This window comes from Enterococcus sp. H57 (assembly GCF_003112495.1).
GTDB classification, from domain to species: domain Bacteria; phylum Bacillota; class Bacilli; order Lactobacillales; family Enterococcaceae; genus Enterococcus_B; species Enterococcus_B faecium.
The window spans coordinates 13,084-37,927 of sequence record NZ_BEHC01000069.1 but is presented as its reverse complement, the minus strand read 5'-3'; the positions used below and the strand labels follow the sequence as shown (position 1 = coordinate 37,927).

The window sequence follows — 24,844 nt, the reverse complement described above, 5'->3', positions numbered from 1 at the left end:
TGGTAAAATGAGTGCTTTTCTATACTTCAAAATATTTGAAAGTATAGTGTTTATACGGATAATCAAAAATTAGATATAAAATTTACGAAAAATAGCACATCAAATCACTGCTTTTTTCTTTATAATTTCTCGTACTTTTAAAAAATATAAAAAATAAAGAGGTTGTGACAAAAATCGTGTCACAACCTCTTATTCCAAATAAATGGTATTCAAAATTTAGTTCTATTTATTATCTTGTCTTATTCCGTATATCATTCCTCGATAATCCGACAATATAACTGACTCGTAATGACATAAAGCAAAAGATAGATAAGGATCAATAAGCCACTCACAAAATAAGCCAACCAGTAATCGGCAGTTTTTATATACTGAGTGAAGACATTGATTGCAAATACTGCGTGAGTGATCCCTAATATCATGGGTGGAAAGAAGGTAAGTGCGTTTTGCTCGAAGATCATCCGTCTGATCCTTCTTTGTGGAATCCCCAGCTTAGTCAATAGGTGATAATTTTCTTTTTCTTCCTCTGCTTCTGCTAATTGCCGGACTGTCAAAATACTACCAGTAGCAATAATCACGATCATCCCGACAAATAGTGTGACAAAAATATTGATACCGATTCGCCGATTGACTGCACGCAATTTTGAATAGCTAGAAGAGAAATTCAAACGAGAGCTTTCTTGGCTAAATTGTGCTTCCTTCATTTGGTCATCCGGAAGTTTCTTTGTGCTAATTTCTCCTTGTAGACTTCCATTTACGATATCATAAGAATAATAAACAGCATTGAGCCACTTTATCGACAGGTCATTGCTCAGTCGTTCATCTATTTTTTCATTATTTCCACCTGATACATCTACATTGACTACTTGATAATCCACACCTTTTGCTTTTTCAAAAACGGTATCATCTACAATCAGTACAGGACTTAGATATACCATTGTTTCGTCACCTAATACACTTGGAAGCATTTGTTGAATCTTCAATTCTTGATTATCTGGCAGTCCAATACTAGATCCATATAATGAAATATTCCGAAAAAGAGTTTGCATTTGATCAAGCAAAACAGTATGACCAGGTGATTTCAAAGAAATGTTCGGCAAATCTGGATTAACTTTTCTGAAGGCTTGATATTGTGTTTCTGTGATCAGATTAGCAGTTTGAAACATAGGTTCTTCGAGATTTTGACTATAGATACTCCCAATGACTTTATAATGCAAGGTGATTTCTTTAGTTATCTTCTGCCCTTCCTCTGCTAGAATCGGCTTGATTTTTTTCTCTGTCTCAACATCAAACTGATAGTCCATCGGGGAGGAAACTTTCTCCTGGTAGGATAAAATAGTAGAGATACTAGCCGTGCCGCCAATTGTCATTAAAGAAATTCCGAGAATGACTGTAATCAGAGAATTTGTACGCCAACTTTTGAGCAAATGAACTTGCGTGTTACCCATTATCAAAAAATTGATACCATAGTAATAAATCTTCCATTTACTCAATATGATCAAAAATAACCGAAATGTATAACAGAAAAACAAATAAGTACCGACCACACAAACGAAAAAAATTAAAAAAGGAAAAAAGAAAACTAATGTATCAAGATAATGATAACTGATCATCCATGAAGTGATTTCCCTAAAATGACTAGCTCCAAAATATCCGCTCGTTAAAAGCAGTAACCCGATGACTGCGAGTAATCGGTGCCTTGTCCTGAAGCGCATTGTTGAACTATCTGCTTGTTCTTTTTCTCCAAAACTTCGAATCATTGGATAGCGCCATATTTTCCATATTGAATATACAGATACTGCTAAAAGGATGATGAAAAAAGCAAATAAAGTATCTACTACTGATGGAATGGAGATAAAAAATGGACTAGTAAGATCCATATCCATCATTCGAACCAAAATCATTGAAAAGAGTTTGGAAAAAATAATACCGAGTAATATCCCAGAAATACAGGCGAACAATCCAATTATCATGATTTCTAACACATATATACCTGATATCTGCAGTTTATTCATACCAAAAAGCTGATAGATGCCTATTTCCTTTTGCCTTCTATTCAAGAAAAATCGGTTGGCACTGAATACGAAAAAAAGCAAAACAACAGTAATGATAAATCCGCCAAAACTCAATCCACCATCTATTGAAGTATCTTGACTTGCTCTTCTGACTAAAGATTGATCGTAGGTCATTGCGCTGAAGGAATAATAGATCATTACGGATAAAGTCAAACTGAAAAAATAAACAAGATAGCCTCGTGACTGCCGAAAAAAACTTTTAACGGCTAGTTTATACAGCATTCATTTTTCCTCCTCCGCCAATCGTCGCCTGCATGTCTATTACTTTCTCAAAGAACTCTCTTCTTGTCCCTCTTCTGACAACTTCAGAAAAAATCACACCATCTTTAATAAATAAAATTCTATCGCAGTAGCTTGCTGTATATGGATCATGGGTGACTAACAGTATCGTTGCTTTTTCTTTTTGATTCATGGTCTTCAAGTAGTTCAACAATTCTGTAGCCGACTTCGAGTCCAAAGAGCCAGTTGGTTCATCTGCAAAAATCACTTGTGGCTGAACAACAAGTGCTCTAGCAGCTGCAATTCGTTGTCTCTGTCCGACAGAAAGTTCATCGGGATACCGTTTGAGCAGTTCTTCTATATTCAACAATTGAGCTACATGTCTTACTCTCTTTTCCATTTCCTCTTTAGTCATCCGTTCAACTGCTAGGGGCAATAGGATATTGTCTTTTGCATTTAGGGTATCGATCAAATTGAACTCTTGAAAAATGAATCCTAGTTTTTTTCGACGAAAGTCACTGAGCTCACTATTTTTCATTTTTGTGATTTCTTTTCCTTGGATCGAGACACTGCCCATCGTAGGCAAATTGATCGTGGACAAGATATTCATCAGCGTTGTCTTTCCTGCACCACTTGGGCCCATAATCCCAACAAACTCGCCTTCTTCTACTGTGAATGAGATATTATCTAAGGCTTTGACGGGAGAAAGTTTGCTGCCGTAGCTTTTACTTAGATGTTTCACTTCGATCATCTTTTCCAATTCTTCTCCTCCTCTTTCATTTTTCATTTCTATTTATTTGCATAGTAGCATATCTACGAATAATTTGCTCTTATGTTTTTGTCACTTTTACTTGGACTGAATAAAAAATTTTATTCAATTATTTTATTCAGCAAAATTAAATATGCAAAAAACAAATCCACCAGCTACAAGTTTTCACCTTTTTTCACAATAAAATATACACTACATATAGTATAGAAATCCAATTATACAGCACATTGAATACTATATATAGCCGATATTTAGTTGCTCCTTCCCAGATTTTGTTTTATGATAGACAAGAACAATTTAGCAGGAGTTGAAGATAATGAAAGTAAATTATGAAGAAAAAACTGTCGTTACTCAGCAGCCAGAGACATCCCAGATGAAAGTCATCAAACGCGATGGCCGCCATGTTGATTTCGATGAACAAAAGATCAATGAAGCACTGATCAAAGCAGAAAAGAAAATTCACGGCTCATTATCACCACTTACTTATGAAAAAATTCAAATGATTGCAGACTTGGTTGTCCAAGAAATCAAAAGCCGGTTTGCTGAAAATGTCAAAATCTATGAGATTCAAAACATCGTGGAACATATATTACTAGAAAAAAACGAATATGAATTAGCAGAAGAGTACATCAATTATCGTACCAAACGAGATTTTGCTCGCAGTAAAGCAACAGATATCAACTTTTCGATTGAAAAGCTAATCAACAAGGACCAAACTGTCGTGAACGAAAACGCAAATAAAGACAGTAATGTTTTCAATACACAGCGAGATCTGACAGCCGGGATCGTTGGAAAATCAATCGGACTGAAAATGTTGCCACCACATATAGCAAATGCGCATCAAAAAGGCGATATCCATTACCATGATTTGGATTATCATCCTTATACACCGATGACGAATTGCTGCTTGATTGATTTCAAAGGCATGCTGAACAATGGGTTCAAAATCGGCAATGCCGAAGTCGAATCGCCAAAATCTATCCAGACCGCCACAGCACAAATCTCACAGATTATTGCCAATGTAGCGTCAAGTCAATATGGTGGCTGTTCTGCCGACCGAACAGATGAATTGCTTGCTCCTTTTGCAGAATTGAACTATAAAAAACATCTAAAAGACGCGGAAGAATGGATCGATTCGCCAGAACGCCAAAAAGAATATGCAAAAGCAAAAACCAAAAAAGATATCTTCGATGCTATGCAAAGTTTGGAATATGAAATCAATACCTTATTTACTTCAAATGGACAAACTCCTTTCACTTCATTAGGATTTGGACTAGGAGAAAACTGGTTTGAAAGAGAAATTCAAAAAGCAATTTTACAGATTCGAATCAATGGATTAGGGAGTGAAAAGCGGACAGCTATCTTCCCTAAACTGATCTTCACTTTGAAAAAAGGTGTGAACTTAAACCCTGAAGATCCTAATTACGACATCAAACAACTAGCATTGGAATGTGCAACGAAAAGAATGTATCCTGATATTCTGAATTACGATAAAATCGTTGAATTAACTGGAAGTTTCAAAGTACCTATGGGCTGTCGTTCATTCTTGCAAGGGTGGAAAGACGAAAATGGTCAAGAAGTAAATGTCGGACGAATGAATTTAGGTGTTGTTACATTGAATTTGCCAAGAATCGCGATCGAATCAAAAGGAGATCAGAATAAATTCTGGCAGTTACTGTCTGACCGCTTAGAAATCATGAAAGATGCGCTTCTCTATCGTGTAGAACGTTGTAAAGAAGCCATTCCAGCAAATGCGCCAATTTTATATATGTATGGTGCTTTCGGGAAACGTCTTTCACGTACCGATTCTGTCAATGAATTATTCAAAAACCGTCGAGCTACTGTATCGTTAGGCTACATTGGATTGTATGAAGTTGCTTCAGCTTTCTTCGGTGGCGAATGGGAAACAAACCCAGAAGCAAAAGCTTTCACACTTGATATCGTCAAAGAATTAAAAGCTAATGCAGATGCATGGGGGGATGAATATGGTTATCATTTCAGTGTCTATTCAACTCCAAGTGAAAGTCTAACTGACCGTTTCTGCCGTTTGGATACAGAAAAATTCGGCATCATCGAAAATATCACAGATAAAGAATATTATACAAACAGTTTCCACTATGATGTGCGTAAAAACCCAACGCCATTTGAAAAATTGGAATTTGAGAAGGATTATCCAAAATATTGTTCAGGTGGATTCATCCACTACTGTGAATACCCTATGCTCCAACAAAATCCGAAAGCTTTAGAAGCTGTATGGGATTTTGCATATGACAAAATCGGGTATCTTGGTACGAATACGCCAATCGATCATTGCTATCAATGTGGTTTCGAAGGTGATTTCAAACCGACAGAACGAGGGTTCGAATGTCCAGAATGTGGAAATCATGATCCAAAAACATGTGATGTAGTCAAACGTACTTGTGGCTATTTAGGAAATCCGCAAGCTCGTCCGATGGTACATGGCCGCCATAAAGAAATTTCCTCACGTGTGAAACACATGAAATGAGGTTGTGAAAAAGCTGTCCTGCATCAAGTAATAAGAATAGCTAAACAAAAATAGCTCCTCATATTTTTCGTTTAGTTGGGCTTATTACTGCAGATGCAAGCTTTTGAACACCGTTTAGTGGAGAGGTTGTGAAAAAGCTGTCCTGCATCAAGTAATAAGAACAGCTAAACAAAAATAGCTCCTCATATTTTTCGTTTAGTTGGGCTTATTACTGCAGATGCAAGCTTTTGAACACCGTTTATTCAGAATAAGAGGCTATGACAAGTCTTTTTTCACCACCCTCTTTCGATGGCTTTGTATCTTTGAACGCCCTCTATCAAAATAAGAACAAGCTTTCTTGAACAATGGATTTAGGTCAGTTTGTTCTTATTTATGTGGTCGAGTAGATTTTATCTTCAATAGCTATATCTTTGAACCTTAAATGAAAGAAGTTTTTTTATGAGAAATCCAAAACCAAAAGAATGGTTAGCAAAAGACTACAGCCAAAACTATATTGCTGACTACAAACCGTTTAATTTTGTCGATGGTGAAGGTGTCCGCAACAGTCTTTACGTTAGTGGCTGCTTATTTGCCTGCGAAGGCTGCTTCAACAAAGCTGCACAAAATTTCCGATATGGCAAACCATTCACACCTGAATTAGAAGAACAAATCATCGCTGACTTGCGCAACGATTACGTGCAAGGATTAACTTTACTTGGTGGCGAACCTTTTTTGAATACAGATGTTTGTCTGCAAGTCGTACGACGTATCCGAAAAGAGTTCGGTACGACAAAAGATATCTGGTCATGGACAGGCTATACCTTTGATGAATTGCTACAAGATTCAGAAGATAAATTAGAACTCCTTTCGCAAATCGATATCCTTGTTGACGGACGCTTTGAATTAAGCAAACGTGACCTAAAACTACAATTTCGCGGAAGTAGCAACCAGCGGATCATTGACGTCCAAAAATCTTTAGAATCCAATCAAGTTGTGATTTGGGAAAAATGTACGGATGCAACAGAAACCTATGAACAAATCAAAAAGCAAGACTTGATATAAAAACAGCTTTGGGAGAGAAAACGGATTTCCGGTTTCAACTCTCAAAGCTGTTTTTATATTTCTTGATTTTCCCATAATGGAAGGACGATGTTTTCATAAGTCATCGGGTCCAGATTCGTCAAAGTAATCCCTAACAATCGGATTCCTTTTTCTACTCCCAAGATTTCCTCCCATATAAGGCTTGCTTGATAAAAGAGTGCTTCTTTTTTATAGATATATTCTGGCAATGTCACTCTTTTGGTCACAGTAGAATAGTCCGTGTACCTGACCTTCAAAACTACTGTTTTCCCATGTTTTTGGACTCTTCTCAGTGCTTCTTCTACTTTTTCAGCTAGTTGGCGCAACTGAGTCAGCACTGCTTCTTCCGTTTGCAACGGCTGCCCATAAGTATGCTCTTTTCCCACAGATTTTCGCTCTCTTGTAACGTTTACTGGAGAATCATGGATTCCTCTGACTTTACGATAAAGAGAATAGCCCATTTTTCCAAAATTTCGAATCAACATCATTTCTGTGCATTCATATAGGTCTTTTCCTGTATAAATCCCTAGCTCATGCATTCTAGGTACAGTTTTCTTCCCTACCCCATGAAATTTTTCAATTGGCAAAGCTTTTAAAAATGGCACAGCGTCTTGAGGGGCAACTACCGTGATTCCTCTAGGTTTTTGATAGTCTGATGCTAATTTGGCCAAAAACTTATTGTAACTTACTCCCGCAGAACATGTTAGCTGGACACTCTCCCAAATATCTGCTTGGATCATTCGGGCGATTTTGATGGCTGACTTGCAATTGATTTTATTTTCGGTCACATCAAGATACACTTCATCGATACTAACTGGTTCCACAATATCTGTATAACGATAGAATACTTCCCGTACTTGTTTGGAAATATCGCTGTATTTATGATGGTCGCCAGGCTTAAAGATGGCTTGCGGACAAAGCTCATACGCTTTTTGTGCACTCATTGCTGAATGAATTCCGAATTTTCTTGCTTCATAATTTGCTGTAGTCACTACTCCACGCCCACCAGTGTCACTGGGGTGTCTGGCAATTACTAATGGATGTCCGCGAAACTCAGGATGATCTCGTTCTTCAACCGAAGCGAAAAAAGCATCCATATCAATATGAATGATTTTTCTTGATGTATCATTATGTAAAGGAAATTGCAGCTCCATCATCCTCACCTCTTATTCATTATACAAGAACATTCGTTCGCGTTCAAGAGATTTGAAAAGTTAGTAGCTGATTTCCTCATTAGTCTTTCATTATAGACAACTTATACTATCTCAGTCTAATTCATGGTACTGACGGTAGACTTCTTGTTTTTTCAGCCCATTTTTCAGCGCTACTGCTTTGATAGCAGCATTTGGTTTTTCGCCTGAAGCGATCTTTGCTTCTACTTGTTCCTTTAACGTTCCCAACTCTTCATCAACTTCCGTCACTGGCATTTCGAACAAATTCCCTTCTACAAGCAGACAACATTCACCCTTTACTGGATGTTCTTCGATATAAGCGAGTAGCTCTTCCGTACTTCCTCTAAGGTATTCTTCATGGACCTTTGTCAATTCCCGACACAAAACGACTTGGCGATTTCCAAAAATTTCTAAGAAATTCGTCAATGTAGCAGTGATCCGATAAGGTGACTCATAAAAAATCAGCGTAACTGTCTGTTCTTTTAGCTTTTTCAATGTTTCTTTCTGTTCTTTTTTCTTACGTGGAAGGAAGCCATAAAATAAAAATGGTTGAGGCACTAGCCCTGAAGCAATCAAAGCCGTCATCCCAGCTGTAGGTCCTGGGATAGAGATCACAGAAATCCCTTCTTTTATGCAGGCTAAAACTAGCTCATGTCCAGGATCGCTGATGGAAGGCATTCCTGCGTCACTGACTTGAGCAATCGTTTTTCCTTCTTTTAACAAAGCAATCAATTGAGGGACACGTTCTTTATAATTATGTTCATGTAAACTTTTTTGGGGTGTATGGATTTCAAAATGATTCAATAACTTTTGTGTATTACGCGTATCCTCACTTGCGATAAGATCGGATTCTTGCAGCATACGAACACTTCTGTAGCTCATATCTTCTAAATTTCCAATTGGCGTCGGTACAAGATATAAATCCCCATATACCGGATTTCCCTTGAAACTTTTTTGATTATACATCTGTCACAATCTCCTTAATAAAAAGACTGGAGCAGTATTTCTCCGCTCCAGTCTCCTCTTGTTATTGGTCATCGACCGCTTTCGCGATAGATCACTTCTAGACAAAACGCACAAGGCTCGTCATTGTCCCTTCTTGATCCATATAAATCGTAGCAGACATGGAATCCTTCTTCATAAATTTTTTCAAGATTCATACGAGACTTAGAAAGTTCCTGCTTCACATTTTCAGCTGGAGCTTGTGCAACTTGGTTCAATTCCCGCAGGTGTTCCCGCAGACGTTGATTTTCCATCTCCAAAGTTGTATTTTTTTCTACGATCTCATGCAAAGCATGCTTCATTTCAACAAGTTCTGTTAATGTATTTCTCAACTCTGATTCTAATTGATTCAATCCGTCGTATAATGATCTCTTATCCATTCATCTCACCTACTTGGATAAATTCTTTCAATTCATCCCATTCATATTCGACAGGATTTTCCCGTCCAGTCAGCCGAATACTAACGATACGGCTAAGCAGATTCAACCCTACGACTTTCCCTTTACCATCAGGTGTAGCAATTACTTTTCCAAAGTCAGGGAGTTCTTTTTTCGCTGTCTCGTATTCTTCGCTCTCATATTGCAGACAGCACATCAAGCGTCCGCATAAACCGGAAATTTTTGTTGGATTCAAAGATAAACTTTGATCTTTTGCCATTTTGATTGATACAGGCACGAAATCGCCTAAAAAAGAAGAACAGCATAATGGACGCCCACATGGACCAATTCCGCCTATTATCTTTGCTTCATCGCGGACACCAATTTGTCGAAGCTCAATACGAGTACGAAATACAGCGGCCAGATCTTTTACCAATTCTCTAAAGTCAATTCGCCCGTCCGCTGTGAAAGAAAAAATCAATTTATTTCGATCAAATGTGTATTCGGCTTTGACCATTTTCATTTCCAACTCACGCAACTGCACTTTTTCTTTTGCGATTTTCAATGCATCATAAGCATCTTTTTTGTTTTTTTTGTCTTTTTCTAATTCAGCTTGTGACGCTTTATGCAAGATCGGACGGATAGCTTCAGGAAGGTCATTGGGATCAATCTCTTTTTTAGGAAGGACAACAGTAGCAATATGTAAGGATTGCTGAGATTCGACTAATACCTTGTCATTATAAACATATTCAGAGTCTCCTGGTGCAAAATAATAGATATGACCTGCATCTCTATATCGGACACCTACTACTTCTACCATTTCCATCCTCCTTGATCATCATCCTTTGCGGCAAGCTAAAAAATCGTATGCAAAACGAACTGTTCCGCAACAGCCTGAAAACTGACATTGCTGCGTAGTTTCTGCTCTGCGATCAATATCCGTTCAATTATCTGGTTTATCTGTTTCACTTTGCCATATTCGCCGTTTGCTACTGCTTGACGCTGTGCTTCCTGATAATAAAACATCAAGACAGATAATCCTGTAAACTGTTGTGTTTTTTCTTTAAATGATTTTACCAATTTTTTTTGGACATAGATAAAGGCTTGAGTATCTTGCTTTTGCAAGTAAACGAACCATTGATAAATCAAGTCCTTAGCATCATTAAACCATTCATCTTGAGAGATTTCAACTGCTTTTCCTAAACTGTTTGTTAAGAAAGCCAAAAGTTTTGCTTTTTCCAATGGAATCTGCTCTTCTTGCAATCGATGGATCAGTGCTTCTTTCGAAAGTTCTTGAAAATGCAGAACTTGACAACGAGATTGAATAGTAGGGAGAATTCTTCCTACTGCATCTGTTTCTAACACCGCTAAAAAATCTCCAGGGGGCTCTTCCAAGAATTTCAACAAACTGTTTGCCGCACTGCTATTCATTTTTTCAGCTTCTTTGATCAAAAAAACTTTTTTTCTTGATTCGTAACCGCTGCGACTGAATTCCGTCTGCAAACGTCTGATCTGATCGACTTTGATGGTTTGTCCTTCCGGTTCAATAACCAAAACATCTGGATGTTCTTTCTTTTCGATCCGCTGACAATTGTTGCATTTTCCACAAGGCAGATTGTCTTTCATTTGGGTACAGAACAGGTGCTGTGCAAGCCATATACCTACTTCATGTTTTCCTGTTCCTTTCTCCCCTTCAAAAAGATAAGCATGAGCGATACGCCCATGCTCAAAACTCCGTTGAAGCTGCTGATACACGATCGGTTGCATTTGAGCCAAGTTTATTTCTTGATTCATAGCTCAGCTCCTCCTAAAATTGATGGAATCCTTCAACAGGTAAGACGAAGACTGTGGCACCGCCTACTTCTACTTCTACTGGATAAGGGACGCCCCCATCCATCGAAATATCCAGTGTAACAGGTGTAGATACAAATTGCTTTCTTGATTCACACGTTTTTTTGATGATTTCCAATGCTTCTTCTACACGGTCATCTTCAATACCCACGATAAACGTACTGTTTCCAGCCTTAAGGAAGCCGCCTGTCGATGATAGTTTTGTGGCACGGATATTTGCATCAATCAATTCATTTGATAAACGGTTGCTGTCTTTGTCTTGGATAATCGCTAAAATAATTTTCATAAACGTTCACCTTCCTAGTTTTCAAAAAATTGCGGATACTGTTCAATAATTGTATGATAACTTGTTTGCAGCACTTCTTCAAAGCTTTTTCTTGCATCAACTTTGTGGATTCTTTCCGGATTCTCTTCTGCCAGCTTTAAGTAAGCATGACGTACACGCTGGTGGAATTCCAAACCTTCCGAATCTAAACGGTCGATTTGATTTTGTCTGTTTTTCTTGATTCTTCTTAATCCGGTGTCTGAATCTACGTCAAGATAAAGGGTAAAATCCGGCGTAGTACCTTCTGTAGCAAACTCATTCAACCGAGCAATCTCGGTAACGCCGATGCGTCGGCCTGCACCTTGATAAGCAAGAGAACTGTCGACAAATCTATCGCATAAAACGATTTTCCCTTTTGCCAGAGCAGGCAGAACCTTTTCGACTAGATGTTGTCTTCTTGCTGCTGCATAAAGCAGTGCTTCCGTACGTTCATCCATCCGATCATTTTTTGGATCAAGGATCACTGCTCGGATCTCTTCAGCAATCGGAATGCCTCCTGGTTCTCTTGTTTGAATGATTTCTGTTTTTGCTACTTCTTTCAAAAGAGGGTAAAGTTCATTCAAGATGCTGGTTTTTCCTGCACCATCAGGCCCCTCGATTGTAATAAATAGTCCGTTCACATTGTTGCCCCCATCTCTTGTGCTGCTTTTATATTGTATCTGAAAAAACACTTAATTAGAAATTTATAACTCACGTCTTCCTTCGACAGCTTTCAATAAAGTAACTTCATCTGCATACTCGATATCAGAGCCTACAGACAGACCATGTGCTAGACGAGTCACTTTGATACCTGCGGGTTTGATCAGACGTGAGAGATACATAGCTGTTGCTTCTCCCTCTGTTGTTGCATTTGTTGCGATAATCACTTCTTTTACATCTGCATCATGCAGCCGCTGCAACAGAGAAGAAATATTGATGTCTTCTGGACCTGTCCCTTCCATCGGTGATAACACACCATGGAGAACATGATAAAGTCCGTGATATTCTCGCATTTTTTCCATTGCCATTACATCTTTCGGCTCTTCGACCACTAGGATAACGCTTCGATCACGTGAAGGATTTCTACATATTTCGCAGGGATCTTCTTCTGTGATGTTTCCGCAGATACTACAAAAATGCAAATCGCGTTTTACACTTAACAAAGATTTAGCAAATTCATTTACTACTTCATCTTTCATATCGATCGTATAAAAGGCGAGTCTTGTCGCTGTTTTCTGACCGATTCCTGGAAGTTTCATGTAGCTGTCGATCAGTTTCGCAATTGGTTCTGGATATTGCATATTCATTACTCCTTCAGTTTAAAACTAAAATCCTGGCAAACCTTTTGCGTATTTCCCTAATTTTTTCTCAGTTTCCACATCAATTTGTGCGATCGCATCATTGACTGCCATTACGACAAGATCCTGAAGCATCTCGATATCATCAGGATCAACGACTTCTTCATTGATTTGGATATCTTTCATGCGACGATCGCCTGTAAAAACCGCTTTGACCAATTCATTGGTGGCTTTACCTGTAAACTCTGTTTTATTTAGCAGCTCTTGTGCTTCTGCCATTTCTTTTTGCATTTTTTGTACTTGTTTCATCATGCCTTGCATATTGCCCATTCCACGCATCATAATTATCTACTCCTTTTTATTAATCATCTACCACTGTAACAGCTTCGGAGCCAAACAGTTCCTCTGCTTTTACTACAAGTGTTTCTTCTGGTACTTCTTGTTCTTGAGGAAGCAACTCGATTTCTCCTTCTGAGTCTTCAGAAGCAAAAGAGTTTTCTGTTCCCTCTTCTTGTGCCTGCGTCAAATAATTTCTTCGAAGTTCTGGCCAGCTTTCTCTTGTAATATAAACAGGATCAGGCGCATAATCTTTGATCATTCGGCTTAAGTTGTTGTGTACCGAAAGCTGCAATTCTTCGTCATTTGCTGCTCTTTGACAAACAATCTCATAATCAAACGCAATCACTAGTCCTGTAGGTCCAGCTGCAACTGGTTCGCTTGCTTTAAGCATTGCTCGCTGAGTGACAGATAGACTCATCAGCAAGTCTTCCCATACTTCTTTTACTTGGTTCAGATGCTGTCTTGTCGCTTCCCGCAGAACTTTATATACTCGTTCCGTCGGTACACGATAGGTACTTGTCTGTTTTTTATGATTTGTTTGCTGTACCGGCTGTACTTTTGTATTCTCAATTCCTGTATTACTGCGTAGTTCCTTGATTTCGTTTCTTAGTTCCTTAATCTCTTGTTGTAGCTGTTTTACTATCTGATCATCTGCAAATGCTACATCTGCTGAAGGAACAGAAGCAGACGGTAGCTGTGCAAGTTTGACTGTAGCGACTTCCAAATAAATAGCGGCACTATTGGTAAAACGAATTTCATTTTGAGTATCGCTCAAAATCTTTATCATTGAAAACAGCTGATCCGCTGAAACAGTTTGTGCCAATTCTGTAAATGTACTTCTGATCGTACTCGATTGTTCCTCAACTAGGTTAGGTGCTTGCTGATACATCAGCAAGTCACGGCAGTATTGTAACATATCCTCTAGAAAGCGACGTGATTCTTTGCCGGCTGCGAGAATTTGGTTCAATGTTTCCAATGCTTCTGGTACTTCTTTTTTCACGCAAGCACTCAAGTAACTGTCCATCATTTCGTCAGTTAAGCTACCTGTCACTTGCATGGCATCATCTAAAGTAATTGTTCCTTCACTAAACGAGATTGCCTGATCAAGAATACTCAATGCATCCCGCATCCCGCCTTCTGCAGAACGGGCAATCACATTCAATGCAGCTGGTTCATAGCTGATAGTCGATTCTTTCAAGATAAATTCAAGATGTTCGACAATATCTGCCGTATTGATCCGTTTAAAATCAAATCGCTGAGTCCGTGAAATGATCGTAGCTGGTATTTTGTGAGGTTCGGTCGTTGCTAAGATGAATATGACACTTTCTTTTGGCTCTTCCAATGTTTTCAACAAGGCATTGAAAGCTCCTGTTGAAAGCATATGTACCTCATCAATAATGTACACTTTGTACGCTGCCTTTGTAGGCGCATAATTTGCCCGATCACGGATAAATCGGATTTCTTCGACTCCGTTATTGCTGGCAGCATCGATTTCGATCACATCTTCTTGCGTACCAGCAGTAATTGATCGACACATTTCGCATTCGTTGCATGGCTCACCGTCTTTACTGTTCGGACAGTTGATTGCTTTTGCGAAAATCTTTGCTGCACTCGTCTTTCCGGTTCCTCTGGGTCCTGTAAACAAGTAGGCATGTGAGGTTTTGTGGGAAACAATAGCATTTTTTAGTGTCTGTGTCACAGCTTTTTGTCCAACGATGTCTTCGAAACGCTGCGAACGCCAGACTCGATAAAGTGCTTGATATGCCATAAGGATCCCCCTTTTTTAAAAAATTCACTATCTCTTATTATACGTGATATTAGGTAAAAAAACTACTATCCTTCTCGGCTTTTTCAGGTATTTAAACAATACGCAATTTTCCATTTCAATTCCGTCTCTAGTCCGAGAAGTTTCACATCTTCCTATGGTATAATAAATAAACAATAATTGTTTGGCATTAGCTGAATCAGAGGAGGAATTTTTTATGGGTCTTATCAAAGCAGCAACAAGTATGGTTGGCGGCGGTCTGGCAGATCAATGGCTAGAAGTCATCGAACCAGACAATATGAGTGATACAACGGTCATGACAAAAGGTGTCAAAGTCCGCAAAGATGACAAACGTGGCTCCAATCGTAAAGGAACAGAAGATGTTTTAACAGACGGAACAGTCGTCCATGTCTATCCAAACATGATGATGCTTTTGGTCGATGGTGGAAAAATCATCGATTATACCGCTGAGGAAGGTTATTACACCATTAAAAATGACGCAGCTCCTTCCATGTTCAACGGAACACTGAAAGAAGCAATTGCTGAAACTTTTGACCGATTTAAATTTGGCGGCGTCACACCGCAGAAACAACAAGTTTTTTATATCAATCTCCAAGAAATAAAGGGAATCAAATTCGGTACAAGCGCGCCGTTGAACTACTTTGACAATTTCTATAACGCAGAATTATTCTTACGGGCACATGGCACTTATTCTATTCATGTCGTTGACCCGATTTTATTTTATACAAACGCAATCCCTAAAAACAAAACACAAGTGGAAATCAATGATATCAATGAGCAGTATTTAGCTGAATTCCTAACAGCGCTGCAATCAGCAATCAATCAGATGTCTGCAGATGGTCAACGGATTTCTTATGTACCATCTAAGAGTTTGGAATTAAGCAAATACATGGATACTGCATTGGATGATTCTTGGCGTGAATTACGTGGGATGGAGATTGTTTCTGTGGCTGTAGCCAGCATTTCTTACACCGATGATTCTGTGAAACTGATCAATATGCGTAACGAAGGGGCGATGCTAGGTGATCCTAGCGTACGTGAAGGATACGTGCAAGGTTCCATTGCACGTGGTATGGAAGCAGCCGGAAAAAATGAAGCAGGAGCAATGACCGGCTTTATGGGTGTAGGTATGGGAATGAATGCAAATGGTTCTTATCTTTCTCAAGCAGCTCAAAATAACCAAGAACAAATCAAACAACAAGCAGAAAAACAAAATCAACAAACTGCACAAGGAAATGCGGATACTTGGACATGTCCAGTTTGCGGGACAGAAAATTCCGGAAAATTCTGTTCCAACTGCGGAGCTGCCAAACCTGTAGAAAACGTTCAGCCTAAGCTACAAATGCGATGCAGTGAATGCAATGAGATCGTGGATCTTTCCAACGGCATCCCTAAATTCTGTCCAAACTGTGGTAAACCGTTTAAAGGAATCCCCGTTGATTAATTTATTTAGAAAGGTGTGCAGCTGATGGATGTTCTTACACATAAATGTCCTAATTGCGGCGGTCCGTTGACTTTTGATCCCAACGACCAAAAATTTCATTGCGAATACTGCCTGAATATCTATACAGAAGAAGAAGTCAGCCAATATGAGCAAAAGCAAAAAGAAGCGCGTATGGCTGGCGAAGAAAGCAAAGAAGAACCTTCACCTACCGAAGATTTTACTTTTACAGCCCAAGAACAGCTTGCCGATATGAATGAAGCCGAGCGCAAAGCGGTTGACGAGGCAGGCGGTTTTTCAGATACAGCGGACGAATCTGCAGATAATACCGCAGCGATGGATCTTTTTCTTTGTCCCAACTGTGGTGCAGAGATCGTGACTGATGCGACAACTGCTGCGACTTATTGTTACTACTGCCATAATCCCGTCGTACTATCGGGACGTTTAAGCGGAGAATTCTTGCCAAATAAAGTACTTCCTTTTGCTGTCGAGAAAGAAGAAGCAATCAACAGATTTCTCGCTTGGACCAAGAAAAAATGGTTTGTTCCCAAAGCTTTTTTCAATAAGGATCAAATCGATAAGTTGACAGGTGTGTATTTCCCTTATTGGGCTACAGATGCTGAAGTAGATGGTGCCATGCAGGCGAATGGTACAGTTATCCGCATATGGCGGATAGGTGACATCGAATACACAGAAACGAAGCAATTTGCTGTTTCAAGAGCAGGCAAGCTTTCTTTTAAAGAACTAGTAAAAAATGCCTTATCAAAAAATACGCAACAAAAGATGGTCGAAGGCGTGCAACCTTTCCCGTTAGATAAAGCAATTGATTTTAAAAGCCAGTATTTAGCCGGGTTCCAAGCAGAAAAAAGAGATATCGAATATGAGGCAATCAAATCACAGATTCAATCTGAATTAAAAGACTATTCAGAGAAGCTGTTAAAAGATACCGCAAATGGATATACAACATTGACCGGTGTGCGAACTTCTGCTTCAATCACAAACGAAGTAAATAATTACGTATTACTGCCGGTATGGCTTGTTACTTATCGAAGCAATGACTCAAGTAAAAAAGTCTACTACTATGCAATGAATGGACAAACAGGAAAGGTCAGCGGTGTCCTGCCGATCAGCCAGAAAAAATTGGGACTGACCGCTCTTGGGATTTTCGCTGGGCTAGCGATCCTCTTTCTGATCGGAGGTTACTTGATATGATGAAAAAATTTTTTTTATTCTTTCTTTTGCTAGTAAGTGTTGGCTGGCCGGTGGCTACTCATGCAGATACAGCTACGGTAAATGATGAGGCTGGGTTATTTACAACAGATCAAATCCAATCTTTGGAACAACAGGCAGAAAAGCTGAATGAAAAAATCAAAGGACGAGTCTTGATCGTAACGACTACATCTAATTCAGAAGAACCAAGAGACTTTGCTGATAATTACTTAAGAGACGCAGTCGGAAATGATCAAAATGGCTCAGTATTGCTATTAGATATGGGACAGCGTGAAATCTACATTTCGACTTCTGGTAATATGATCGATTATTTGACTGACAGCAGAATCGATTCGATATTAGATGATGTTTATGATCAGATGACAAATGCTGCCTATTACAATGCTGCAAAAGCTTACCTGTCTAAATCAGCAACATATGTGGAAGACGGAGTTCCAGGAGGACATTATCGTGTAGACGAAGAAACTGGCAAAATTACACGCTATAAGGTTTTGACGACAGTAGAAATCATCATTGCTGTTGTTTTGGCTCTTATCCTTAGTCTTGTCTTTTATTTTGTGACTGTTTCGCGTTATCAATTGAAATCAGGCATCTACAAATATCCATTCCGAGAAAAATCCAGTATCAAATTAACTGAAAAAACCGATCGTCTGACAAATTCTTTTGTCACGACAAGAAGAATCCCCAAAAGCCCACCTCCTGGAAGCGGCGGTGGCGGAAGTACTACCCATTCTAGCGGTGGCGGGACTTTTGGCGGTGGCGGCAGAAGTTTCTAAAAATTGCTAAATGAATGTTCGCAAAAAAAGGGCTGTGACAAAAATCGTGTCACAGCCCCTTTTGTTGCGAATAAACGGCGTTCAAAAGCTTACATCTACGGTGATAAGTCCAGCCAAGTTAAAAACATAAGAAACTGTTTTTACTTGGCTCTTCTTATTACTTGATGCAGAACAGCTTTTTCACAACCTCTTCCTTAAACGGTGTTCTCCTACCAACTCCTCGGTCACAAGTCACAATATTCATCAAACATGAAAAGCTGTTTTTTGAAATTGTTCCTTGTGACTCAGAGTTAAACGGCAGGCTCACAACCTCTTGGTAAACGGTGTTCAATCAGCTGACCCTCAGTATTAGCTCAAAACGCTGATTTCACAACCTCTTTGTTCATCAAAAGATAATATTGTCTTCTAACAAGTCCATATTCAAAATAACGATATGATGATCTTTCACTGTGATAATACCATCTTTTTTCAACTGCTTTAAAATTCTGTTCACACTGCTAGCAGTTGAGATGCCACAAAATTTGGCGATTTCTTCATTCGTGATCGAAAAATCGATCAGCATCCCTTCTTCTGTCCGCACACCGAATAAATCATATAATTCGTAAAGTTGCGTACAAACAGCTCCCAGCTTTCCATTTAATAGCATTTGCTGCATTTTTTTCATCGAATAAAGCAGACGATAGCGGTAATACTCTTTTACATAGTGTTGTAGCTTTGGGTCTTGGTTGATATTTTGCCAAAAGCGCACACGATTGATTCGATAAAACTCTGCATATTCTGATTCAACTCGAATATTATACGGCGAATCGATGAATTGTGAATATTCGTCTTTTAAAAGAGAGACGATTTCAAGATCTTTGATATAGCGAAGGTTAAATTCTCTCCCATCATTTGAAATAACACTTGCTTTTACCGTTCCCTCTTTCAAGATATACGTATGGGAATCTTCCATCCCTTCGAATGTCAAATATTTATGATATCCTTTGCGTATAATCGGAAAATCATTTTTATCCAAATATTCCTTTAAGACTCTACTATCCAATGATGCTCCCCCATCCAAACTTTCATCTAAAAAGATCATACAGTACTTTAAAACTTTTTAAAGTCCAAAGGTATTTTACTAATGATATTAACATTTGTTAAGTACCTTTTTCCATCACTTATGCGATTTTTTTCCTTTTTTTTATTCGTTATACTGCAGAAGTAAAATTTTTTAAGAATAGAGGGAAAAAACATGAATTACTGGATGAACACAATCATTAATCGATTAGAAACAGCATATCAAACACGATTTGATATGAAAGCTTCTTTAGTCTTTTTAAATGATGCGTATCAAAACTCGATCGAATTGATCAAAGCAGTGGATGAGAATCCAACAAACGAATGCGAAGAATTTTTAAATCTGTTTATGTCTACAAGAGATTTATTTATTCGCCAACTTGTTGATCGCTATCCATCCAATTATCACGATGTAGAAGTTCAAATACAAAAATTAAAAGCATATTCAGCTTAAGGGGAATGTATAACATACATGGAAAAGAAATTATTTAATAAATATTTTATTGGAATCACATTGATCAATTTTATTGTCTACCTGATTTATTATCTGTTGATGGTCATCATGGCAGTCATTGCGCAAGACACCTTACACGCCAGCTTGAGCCAAGCAGGTTTTGCTTCTGGGATCTATATCATCGGAACATTGCTGGCACGCTTATTCATGGGGAAACAGTTAGAACTATTTGGTCGGAAGTTTACCTTAAGAGGCGGCGCGATCTTCTATCTCCTTTCAACATTAGCATATCTTTATACGCCAACTATCGGGGCATTGTATTTAGTTCGATTCTTGAATGGATTCGGCTACGGTACAGTTTCTACAGCTACAAATGCTATCGTTACTGCATATATCCCTGCATCTAAAAAAGGGGAAGGCATCAATTATTATGGATTAAGTACTAGTTTAGCTGCCGCTGTTGGGCCATTTTTAGGAATGATTTTGCTGAATATGACTGATTTTCGTTTCATTATCTGGTTTTCAATTGTACTGGTCTTCTTTGTTACGATTGCCTGCCTTGTCTTTCCTGTAAAAAATATTCCATTATCTGAAGAACAAAAAATATCTCTTCGCTCATGGAATATCAATAGTTTTATTGAAAAGAAAGCACTTTTCATTACAGGAATTGCCTTTTTGATGGGTCTTTCTTATTCAAGTGTTTTATCATTTTTATCTTCTTATACAAAAGTAATCCACTTAGTTGCTGCTGGGTCATTTTTCTTCGTCGTATATGCTTTGGTCATCACATTTACACGTCCATTGACTGGAAGGATTTTCGATGTCAAAGGAGAACAATACGTGATGTATCCTAGCTATTTATTCTTAACAGCAGGATTATTTTTACTGAGTGTAACGACGAATAGTGTGACATTGCTTATCTCTGGAGCATTAGTCGGCCTAGGTTATGGTACGTTTATGTCAAATGGACAGGCTGTTTGTTTAAAAATCGTCCGCGAACATCGAATCAGTATTGCTTTATCTACCTACTTTATTGGTTTAGACCTAGGCTTAGGCGTTGGTCCTTATTTGATGGGGATGCTAAAATCTCTTACTTCATTTAGAGGATTGTATGTGATTGCCGGAGTCATTCCATTGATATGTACAGCACTCTATCTTGTTAATGGCCGAAAACATAGTCATGAAGCAGAGGGCGAATTGATTGAATCATTGAAAAATGAAATTTGATCTTGATGAATAGATAAAAAAAAACGTTCAGATCTGAAAATGATCTGAGCGGTTTTTTGAGTAAAAATAGTTTATGATTATTCTTAATTAAACATCTATTTATTTTTAAAGCTTTCATTTATCGATAAGAATAGTTTAACTGTTGATTTATTCCATTTTCCGTTCATCTGGTACGATGCCTTGACTTAGCAACCACTTGTGGAAGAACCATTCTGCCACACCGATCAATAGAGCAGGAATCAATACTTTCATCCAAATATCGACTGTATCATTCATAAAATATAGATAGAGCCACAAGATAACTGCAGCTGAACCAGCATCTGCGATCGTCGCTGCGATGTTCCCTACTTTACGTAAGATCAACAGATCCCCTAGCACATAGATCATGACTACAATAATTACCCCAACAATCGTTGAATCCATAAAGCTAACACCGTATAAACCTGTCAGCACGACCCACAGAATCGCCCAGATCATGATTGCCTTCACTACCAACGCCTTCACATGTTTCATTTTCTGCACTCCTTTCTCCTGGATAAAAAATTAAGATTATCTAACAAGATAACCTTTTCATTATTATACCATCGGCTAAGAGAAGCGAGCAAAGATAAGGTCCTATCTAAAAATGAGGAAGCCACTTAGAACATTCACGTAATAATTTATCCATACAGACATTCGATATGGTGTTCCTTTACTTTCGCATACTGTTCTTTTGTCAGTTCTTTACTTGTCACCATATAATCGATTTCATGAAAAGCAATGGCTTGATGCATGAATTTATGTGCAATTTTTTGCTGTGTAACTAAAACGGCAAGCCGGTCTGATTGTTTTCTAAAAGCTTTTTTGACCATTGCCTCTCCTTCATGAGTTTCTGTTACTCCTTGGCTGAAATCTAGCCCGCGACAACTCATTATCGCTAAATCTGCATAATATGACAATGCATCGTTATAGGCTTTTGAACCGTTGATTGTTGCTCGTTTCGGAACAATTGCCCCTCCCAATACAGATACTTTTGCCGTTGTGTATTCACTCAACATAGCAGCTGTGACGATGCCATTCGTAATGATCTGCAAACCATCAAATCTTGCTAGGTTTCTGACTAAGTGTAAAGAGGTTGTACTGGAATCCAAGAATAAGACCATATCATCTCGAATCAAAGAAGAAGCTGTATCTGCAATCTTACGTTTTTCTGTTTCTTCTTCTAATTTGGTGATCTTCATCAGGTAAGGCACGTCAATTTTTCGATTGTCAATAAGCATGGCGCCACCGCGAACTCTACGGATCAATCCACTTTTTTCCAGAAAAACAAGGTCACGTTTAATCGTGGCTTCGCTATAATTTACTAACTCGATCAAATCGGTGACTCTTGCAAATTGGTTGTTTTTTAGATAATTCACAATCTCCTGCTGTCTATTCTCCACTTCATTCAACATAAAATCACCCCATTTACTTTATATAGTAACAGGAAAAAAGAGGTTGTGACAGAAGTGATTGGCTTCGAGAAATAAGAAGAAATTTTTCGAAAAAACTACTTCTGAACATCGTGTGTGGTTAAGAGGGTATGACAAGACTATTGTCATACCCTCTTGACCACACATTTTTATTTTTAGTATAAACTAGCCTTGCCTACTGTGTTCAAAATTTCCATTTTATGTTTGACTACTTCTTGTACCTTTTTATTAGCTGCTGGATAAATTGCATTCGGCTCGTACATCGATGGATTTTCACTCAATATTTCTCTCAAAGCATTGAAAAAGACGCTTTTAAGATCTGAGCTCAAATTCACTTTGGCAACTCCGTATTTTACTGCTTCGCTGACTTCTGCGTCCGGATTACCTGAACCGCCATGTAAAACAAATGGAAGATCGATTTGTTGGTTCAATTCTTTCAGTAAGTCGATATTTAATTTTGGAGTTCTGTTTTTCGGATACAAGCCATGCGCTGTTCCAATTGCTACAGCAAGTGTATCGATTCCTGTTTCTTTCACAAAAATCTTCGCTTGATCAGGATCTGTATAAATGATTGTTTCAGCACCTCCTTTAGCAGAACCATTATTCCCAATCGTTCCAAGCTCAGCCTCCACTGAGACATTTACCGCATGAGCTAACGCAACCACTTTTTTCGTAATCTGTACATTGTCGTCGAATGATTTCAAAGACGCATCGATCATCACGGAAGAATAGCCGTTTCGAATCGCCCGTAAGACATCTTCTATCGTACCGCCATGATCCAAGTGGATAACGATCGGCAGTTTACTTGTATAAGCATAGGCTCTTACTGCCGCAACAAACTCATCACTTAAATAGGCGATTTCATCAGGATGAATTTCTAAGATTACTGGTGCTTCTAATCTCTCTGCTTCTTCGATGATTGCTTTCATCATATCATAGCTGCAAATATTGAAGGCTGGTACTGCAAATTGATTCTCTTTAGCCACTTTCAATAACTCTTTCATTGTATATAACATTACGCTTCCACCTCATTTGTTAGATTTTCATTTTTCGTCCACTTGTCTTGTTTTTTCTCTTTCACTGTTTTTTTCAATAGTCCAAGCATAAAGGCTGTAGTGACTGTACCTGATGCAATTGCCAAGACATACATAGGTAAATTGTTCATAACATTTGGAATTAGCATCACCCAAATCCCTCCATGAGGTGCCATTGAAGTAACTCCTACTGCCATGGAAATCCCTGCAGCGACTGCTGAACCTGTCATCAAACTAGGTATCACGCGGATCGGGTCAGATACCGCAAACGGTATAGCACCTTCTGTAATATACGAAGCGCCTAAAATCCAGCATGATTGACCTGAAGTCCGTTCTTCTTTGGTAAATTTATGTTTGAATAATAAAGTGGCTAAAGCAATACCTAGGGGAGGTGTCATTCCTGCAGCCATACAAGCAGCAATCGGTGCATTTACTCCAGCTGACATCAAACCGATCGAGAAAGTCGAAATCGATTTATTGATCGGCCCACCCATATCAGCTGCCATCATGATCCCGATAAGTAATCCGAACAATAGCCCGGATGTATTTCCCAAGCTATTCAGCCAATTTGTCAAAGCATCCAACACCCATGTGATCGGTTGTTCAATCACAAATACCATCAAAAGCCCAATAATTAAGATCGATAAAAGGGGGACGATAATCAGCTGATAAATAGCAGAAAATTCTTTTTTTACGCTGATTCTATTTGCCAGAAAATCACAGATATACCCTGCTAGCACGCCACCAATCATTCCGCCAAGAAAACCTGAACCACCTGTAGAGGCCAGTAATCCGGCAACAATTCCTGGGGCAAAACCTGCTTTTCCAGCAATCGATGTAGCAATCCCTGCGCCTAACGCAGGAACCATCATGGCAAACGCTGTATCTCCTCCGATCCTTGAAAATGCAGCTGCTAACACATTATAGTCTGCTGAGTTGGGATCAGCCGCTGTAATCCCAAAGGCAAAACTCAGTGCGATGATGATTCCGCCTGCGATCACAAATGGAAGCATGTAATTCACACCATTCATGAAATGATTATAGATTGTCGGCTTTTTCTCATTTGCAGCTGGTTCTTTTTCATTAGACACAACGAATACGCCAATATCTCTCAATGCTTCGTCTATTACTACTTGCGGTTCTTTGATTGCTCGGCTTGTAGAGACACGCTTTACTTTTTTCCCGGCAAATCGGTCCAATTCGATTTCTTTATCTACTGCAAGAATGATTGCATCTGCCTCTTTGATTTCTTGTTCAGATAACTGATTTTCTGTTTTTACACCTTGTGTTTCGAATTTTGCTTGATGGTTTAGATTTCTTGCTGTTACTTCTAATTTTTCTGCCGACATATAAGTATGAGCAATTCCAGTCGGGCAAGCAGTTACACCAACGATTTTCATGATTATTTTCCTCCTTTT

Annotated in this window: 24 protein-coding genes; 7 read left to right on the top strand and 17 right to left on the bottom strand. The window is 38.7% G+C overall.

Translation table 11 applies throughout. The annotated features are described in order from the left end of the window. Positions 1-251: 251 nt before the first annotated feature. A complete protein-coding gene (locus tag DIZ30_RS12135; RefSeq protein ID WP_081156752.1) occupies positions 252-2,294 on the bottom strand; it encodes an ABC transporter permease in 2,043 nt (680 codons plus the stop codon). Next, positions 2,284-3,051, bottom strand: coding sequence for an ABC transporter ATP-binding protein (locus DIZ30_RS12130; RefSeq protein ID WP_002304285.1), 768 nt, complete (start codon positions 3,049-3,051; stop codon positions 2,284-2,286). Before DIZ30_RS12130 ends, DIZ30_RS12135 begins: the two co-directional genes overlap by 11 nt. Before the next feature lie 325 nt (positions 3,052-3,376). Between DIZ30_RS12130 and nrdD the strand changes: the two genes are divergently transcribed. Together nrdD and nrdG are read left to right on the top strand one after the other, a co-directional pair. After that, positions 3,377-5,566, top strand: coding sequence for an anaerobic ribonucleoside-triphosphate reductase (gene nrdD / locus DIZ30_RS12125; protein WP_002288083.1), 2,190 nt, complete (start codon positions 3,377-3,379; stop codon positions 5,564-5,566). Between the two features lie 438 nt (positions 5,567-6,004). After that, positions 6,005-6,607: an anaerobic ribonucleoside-triphosphate reductase activating protein gene (gene nrdG, locus DIZ30_RS12120; protein WP_002288081.1), complete on the top strand. Its 603-nt coding sequence runs from the start codon at positions 6,005-6,007 to the stop codon at positions 6,605-6,607. A 53-nt stretch (positions 6,608-6,660) separates the two neighbouring features. Here the strand turns inward: nrdG and dinB are convergent, their stop codons facing one another. The 10 genes from dinB to dnaX all read right to left on the bottom strand — a co-directional run bounded on the left by dinB (position 6,661) and on the right by dnaX (position 14,736). Further along, complete coding sequence (dinB, locus tag DIZ30_RS12115; protein ID WP_109023229.1) at positions 6,661-7,782, bottom strand: DNA polymerase IV; 1,122 nt, start codon at positions 7,780-7,782, stop codon at positions 6,661-6,663. Positions 7,783-7,890: 108 nt separating this feature from the next. Beyond that, positions 7,891-8,763: a 16S rRNA (cytidine(1402)-2'-O)-methyltransferase gene (gene rsmI, locus DIZ30_RS12110; RefSeq protein ID WP_002288078.1), complete on the bottom strand. Its 873-nt coding sequence runs from the start codon at positions 8,761-8,763 to the stop codon at positions 7,891-7,893. Between the two features lie 68 nt (positions 8,764-8,831). Continuing rightward, positions 8,832-9,179 (bottom strand): DNA replication initiation control protein YabA, encoded by a 348-nt coding sequence (locus tag DIZ30_RS12105; protein WP_002288076.1) that lies wholly within the window; start codon positions 9,177-9,179, stop codon positions 8,832-8,834. Beyond that, complete coding sequence (locus DIZ30_RS12100) at positions 9,172-9,996, bottom strand: stage 0 sporulation family protein (RefSeq protein ID WP_002324566.1); 825 nt, start codon at positions 9,994-9,996, stop codon at positions 9,172-9,174. The genes DIZ30_RS12105 and DIZ30_RS12100 overlap by 8 nt, the downstream gene beginning before the upstream one ends. A 35-nt stretch (positions 9,997-10,031) precedes the next feature. Continuing rightward, positions 10,032-10,970 carry a DNA polymerase III subunit delta' gene (holB, locus tag DIZ30_RS12095; protein ID WP_002288071.1) on the bottom strand — a complete coding sequence of 313 codons (939 nt, stop codon included), beginning with the start codon at positions 10,968-10,970 and terminating at the stop codon, positions 10,032-10,034. A 13-nt stretch (positions 10,971-10,983) separates the two neighbouring features. Next, positions 10,984-11,313 carry a cyclic-di-AMP receptor gene (locus DIZ30_RS12090; RefSeq protein ID WP_002292340.1) on the bottom strand — a complete coding sequence of 110 codons (330 nt, stop codon included), beginning with the start codon at positions 11,311-11,313 and terminating at the stop codon, positions 10,984-10,986. Between the two features lie 14 nt (positions 11,314-11,327). Further along, the gene (gene tmk, locus DIZ30_RS12085) at positions 11,328-11,972 is read right to left on the bottom strand and encodes a dTMP kinase (RefSeq protein ID WP_002294039.1); all 645 of its coding nucleotides are present in this window, start codon (positions 11,970-11,972) and stop codon (positions 11,328-11,330) included. Positions 11,973-12,035: 63 nt separating this feature from the next. Then, complete coding sequence (recR, locus tag DIZ30_RS12080) at positions 12,036-12,632, bottom strand: recombination mediator RecR (protein ID WP_002296223.1); 597 nt, start codon at positions 12,630-12,632, stop codon at positions 12,036-12,038. 24 nt (positions 12,633-12,656) lie between these two features. Then, positions 12,657-12,971, bottom strand: coding sequence for a YbaB/EbfC family nucleoid-associated protein (locus DIZ30_RS12075; protein ID WP_002292337.1), 315 nt, complete (start codon positions 12,969-12,971; stop codon positions 12,657-12,659). A 19-nt stretch (positions 12,972-12,990) separates the two neighbouring features. Then, positions 12,991-14,736, bottom strand: a complete 1,746-nt coding sequence (gene dnaX, locus DIZ30_RS12070; RefSeq protein ID WP_002294042.1) for a DNA polymerase III subunit gamma/tau — start codon at positions 14,734-14,736, stop codon at positions 12,991-12,993. Between the two features lie 214 nt (positions 14,737-14,950). Between dnaX and DIZ30_RS12065 the strand changes: the two genes are divergently transcribed. Genes DIZ30_RS12065 through DIZ30_RS12055 form a run of 3 tightly spaced genes read left to right on the top strand, consistent with a single transcriptional unit; the run spans position 14,951 to position 18,201 of the window. Beyond that, on the top strand, positions 14,951-16,198 hold the full coding sequence (locus DIZ30_RS12065; RefSeq protein WP_002294044.1) for an SPFH domain-containing protein: 1,248 nt from the start codon (positions 14,951-14,953) through the stop codon (positions 16,196-16,198). 24 nt (positions 16,199-16,222) lie between these two features. Next, complete coding sequence (locus tag DIZ30_RS12060; RefSeq protein WP_002326497.1) at positions 16,223-17,407, top strand: hypothetical protein; 1,185 nt, start codon at positions 16,223-16,225, stop codon at positions 17,405-17,407. After that, on the top strand, positions 17,404-18,201 hold the full coding sequence (locus DIZ30_RS12055) for a TPM domain-containing protein (RefSeq protein ID WP_002289232.1): 798 nt from the start codon (positions 17,404-17,406) through the stop codon (positions 18,199-18,201). Before DIZ30_RS12060 ends, DIZ30_RS12055 begins: the two co-directional genes overlap by 4 nt. Positions 18,202-18,586: 385 nt before the next feature. Here DIZ30_RS12055 and DIZ30_RS12045 read toward each other — a convergent pair whose 3' ends face one another. Continuing rightward, the gene (locus DIZ30_RS12045; protein ID WP_002289231.1) at positions 18,587-19,243 is read right to left on the bottom strand and encodes a Crp/Fnr family transcriptional regulator; all 657 of its coding nucleotides are present in this window, start codon (positions 19,241-19,243) and stop codon (positions 18,587-18,589) included. 192 nt (positions 19,244-19,435) lie between these two features. Between DIZ30_RS12045 and DIZ30_RS12040 the strand changes: the two genes are divergently transcribed. Together DIZ30_RS12040 and DIZ30_RS12035 are read left to right on the top strand one after the other, a co-directional pair. Further along, on the top strand, positions 19,436-19,714 hold the full coding sequence (locus DIZ30_RS12040; protein ID WP_002289230.1) for a hypothetical protein: 279 nt from the start codon (positions 19,436-19,438) through the stop codon (positions 19,712-19,714). A gap of 18 nt (positions 19,715-19,732) precedes the next feature. Then, the gene (locus DIZ30_RS12035; RefSeq protein ID WP_002294047.1) at positions 19,733-20,941 is read left to right on the top strand and encodes an MFS transporter; all 1,209 of its coding nucleotides are present in this window, start codon (positions 19,733-19,735) and stop codon (positions 20,939-20,941) included. A 147-nt stretch (positions 20,942-21,088) separates the two neighbouring features. On the opposite strand, the gene DIZ30_RS12030 is transcribed toward DIZ30_RS12035, so the two are convergent. The 4 genes from DIZ30_RS12030 to DIZ30_RS12015 all read right to left on the bottom strand — a co-directional run bounded on the left by DIZ30_RS12030 (position 21,089) and on the right by DIZ30_RS12015 (position 24,826). Beyond that, positions 21,089-21,454 carry a DUF2512 family protein gene (locus DIZ30_RS12030; RefSeq protein ID WP_002289228.1) on the bottom strand — a complete coding sequence of 122 codons (366 nt, stop codon included), beginning with the start codon at positions 21,452-21,454 and terminating at the stop codon, positions 21,089-21,091. A gap of 146 nt (positions 21,455-21,600) precedes the next feature. Then, on the bottom strand, positions 21,601-22,374 hold the full coding sequence (locus DIZ30_RS12025; protein WP_025478699.1) for a DeoR/GlpR family DNA-binding transcription regulator: 774 nt from the start codon (positions 22,372-22,374) through the stop codon (positions 21,601-21,603). A gap of 173 nt (positions 22,375-22,547) precedes the next feature. After that, the gene (locus DIZ30_RS12020) at positions 22,548-23,408 is read right to left on the bottom strand and encodes a ketose-bisphosphate aldolase (protein WP_109023228.1); all 861 of its coding nucleotides are present in this window, start codon (positions 23,406-23,408) and stop codon (positions 22,548-22,550) included. Next, complete coding sequence (locus DIZ30_RS12015) at positions 23,408-24,826, bottom strand: PTS fructose transporter subunit IIC (RefSeq protein WP_109023227.1); 1,419 nt, start codon at positions 24,824-24,826, stop codon at positions 23,408-23,410. Before DIZ30_RS12015 ends, DIZ30_RS12020 begins: the two co-directional genes overlap by 1 nt. Positions 24,827-24,844: the final 18 nt, after the last annotated feature.

Coding starts and splice junctions, on each gene's coding strand:
- DIZ30_RS12060 (WP_002326497.1), top strand. CDS start 16,223: ATGGATGTTCTTACACATAAATGTCCTAATTGCGGCGGTCCGTTGACT.
- DIZ30_RS12135 (WP_081156752.1), bottom strand. CDS start 2,294: ATGCTGTATAAACTAGCCGTTAAAAGTTTTTTTCGGCAGTCACGAGGC.
- rsmI (WP_002288078.1), bottom strand. CDS start 8,763: ATGTATAATCAAAAAAGTTTCAAGGGAAATCCGGTATATGGGGATTTA.
- nrdD (WP_002288083.1), top strand. CDS start 3,377: ATGAAAGTAAATTATGAAGAAAAAACTGTCGTTACTCAGCAGCCAGAG.
- DIZ30_RS12075 (WP_002292337.1), bottom strand. CDS start 12,971: ATGATGCGTGGAATGGGCAATATGCAAGGCATGATGAAACAAGTACAA.
- DIZ30_RS12025 (WP_025478699.1), bottom strand. CDS start 22,374: ATGTTGAATGAAGTGGAGAATAGACAGCAGGAGATTGTGAATTATCTA.
- DIZ30_RS12100 (WP_002324566.1), bottom strand. CDS start 9,996: ATGGTAGAAGTAGTAGGTGTCCGATATAGAGATGCAGGTCATATCTAT.
- dinB (WP_109023229.1), bottom strand. CDS start 7,782: ATGATGGAGCTGCAATTTCCTTTACATAATGATACATCAAGAAAAATC.
- holB (WP_002288071.1), bottom strand. CDS start 10,970: ATGAATCAAGAAATAAACTTGGCTCAAATGCAACCGATCGTGTATCAG.
- DIZ30_RS12055 (WP_002289232.1), top strand. CDS start 17,404: ATGATGAAAAAATTTTTTTTATTCTTTCTTTTGCTAGTAAGTGTTGGC.
- DIZ30_RS12035 (WP_002294047.1), top strand. CDS start 19,733: ATGGAAAAGAAATTATTTAATAAATATTTTATTGGAATCACATTGATC.
- DIZ30_RS12105 (WP_002288076.1), bottom strand. CDS start 9,179: ATGGATAAGAGATCATTATACGACGGATTGAATCAATTAGAATCAGAG.
- DIZ30_RS12065 (WP_002294044.1), top strand. CDS start 14,951: ATGGGTCTTATCAAAGCAGCAACAAGTATGGTTGGCGGCGGTCTGGCA.
- nrdG (WP_002288081.1), top strand. CDS start 6,005: ATGAGAAATCCAAAACCAAAAGAATGGTTAGCAAAAGACTACAGCCAA.
- recR (WP_002296223.1), bottom strand. CDS start 12,632: ATGCAATATCCAGAACCAATTGCGAAACTGATCGACAGCTACATGAAA.
- DIZ30_RS12015 (WP_109023227.1), bottom strand. CDS start 24,826: ATGAAAATCGTTGGTGTAACTGCTTGCCCGACTGGAATTGCTCATACT.
- DIZ30_RS12030 (WP_002289228.1), bottom strand. CDS start 21,454: ATGAAACATGTGAAGGCGTTGGTAGTGAAGGCAATCATGATCTGGGCG.
- DIZ30_RS12040 (WP_002289230.1), top strand. CDS start 19,436: ATGAATTACTGGATGAACACAATCATTAATCGATTAGAAACAGCATAT.
- DIZ30_RS12020 (WP_109023228.1), bottom strand. CDS start 23,408: ATGTTATATACAATGAAAGAGTTATTGAAAGTGGCTAAAGAGAATCAA.
- DIZ30_RS12090 (WP_002292340.1), bottom strand. CDS start 11,313: ATGAAAATTATTTTAGCGATTATCCAAGACAAAGACAGCAACCGTTTA.
- dnaX (WP_002294042.1), bottom strand. CDS start 14,736: ATGGCATATCAAGCACTTTATCGAGTCTGGCGTTCGCAGCGTTTCGAA.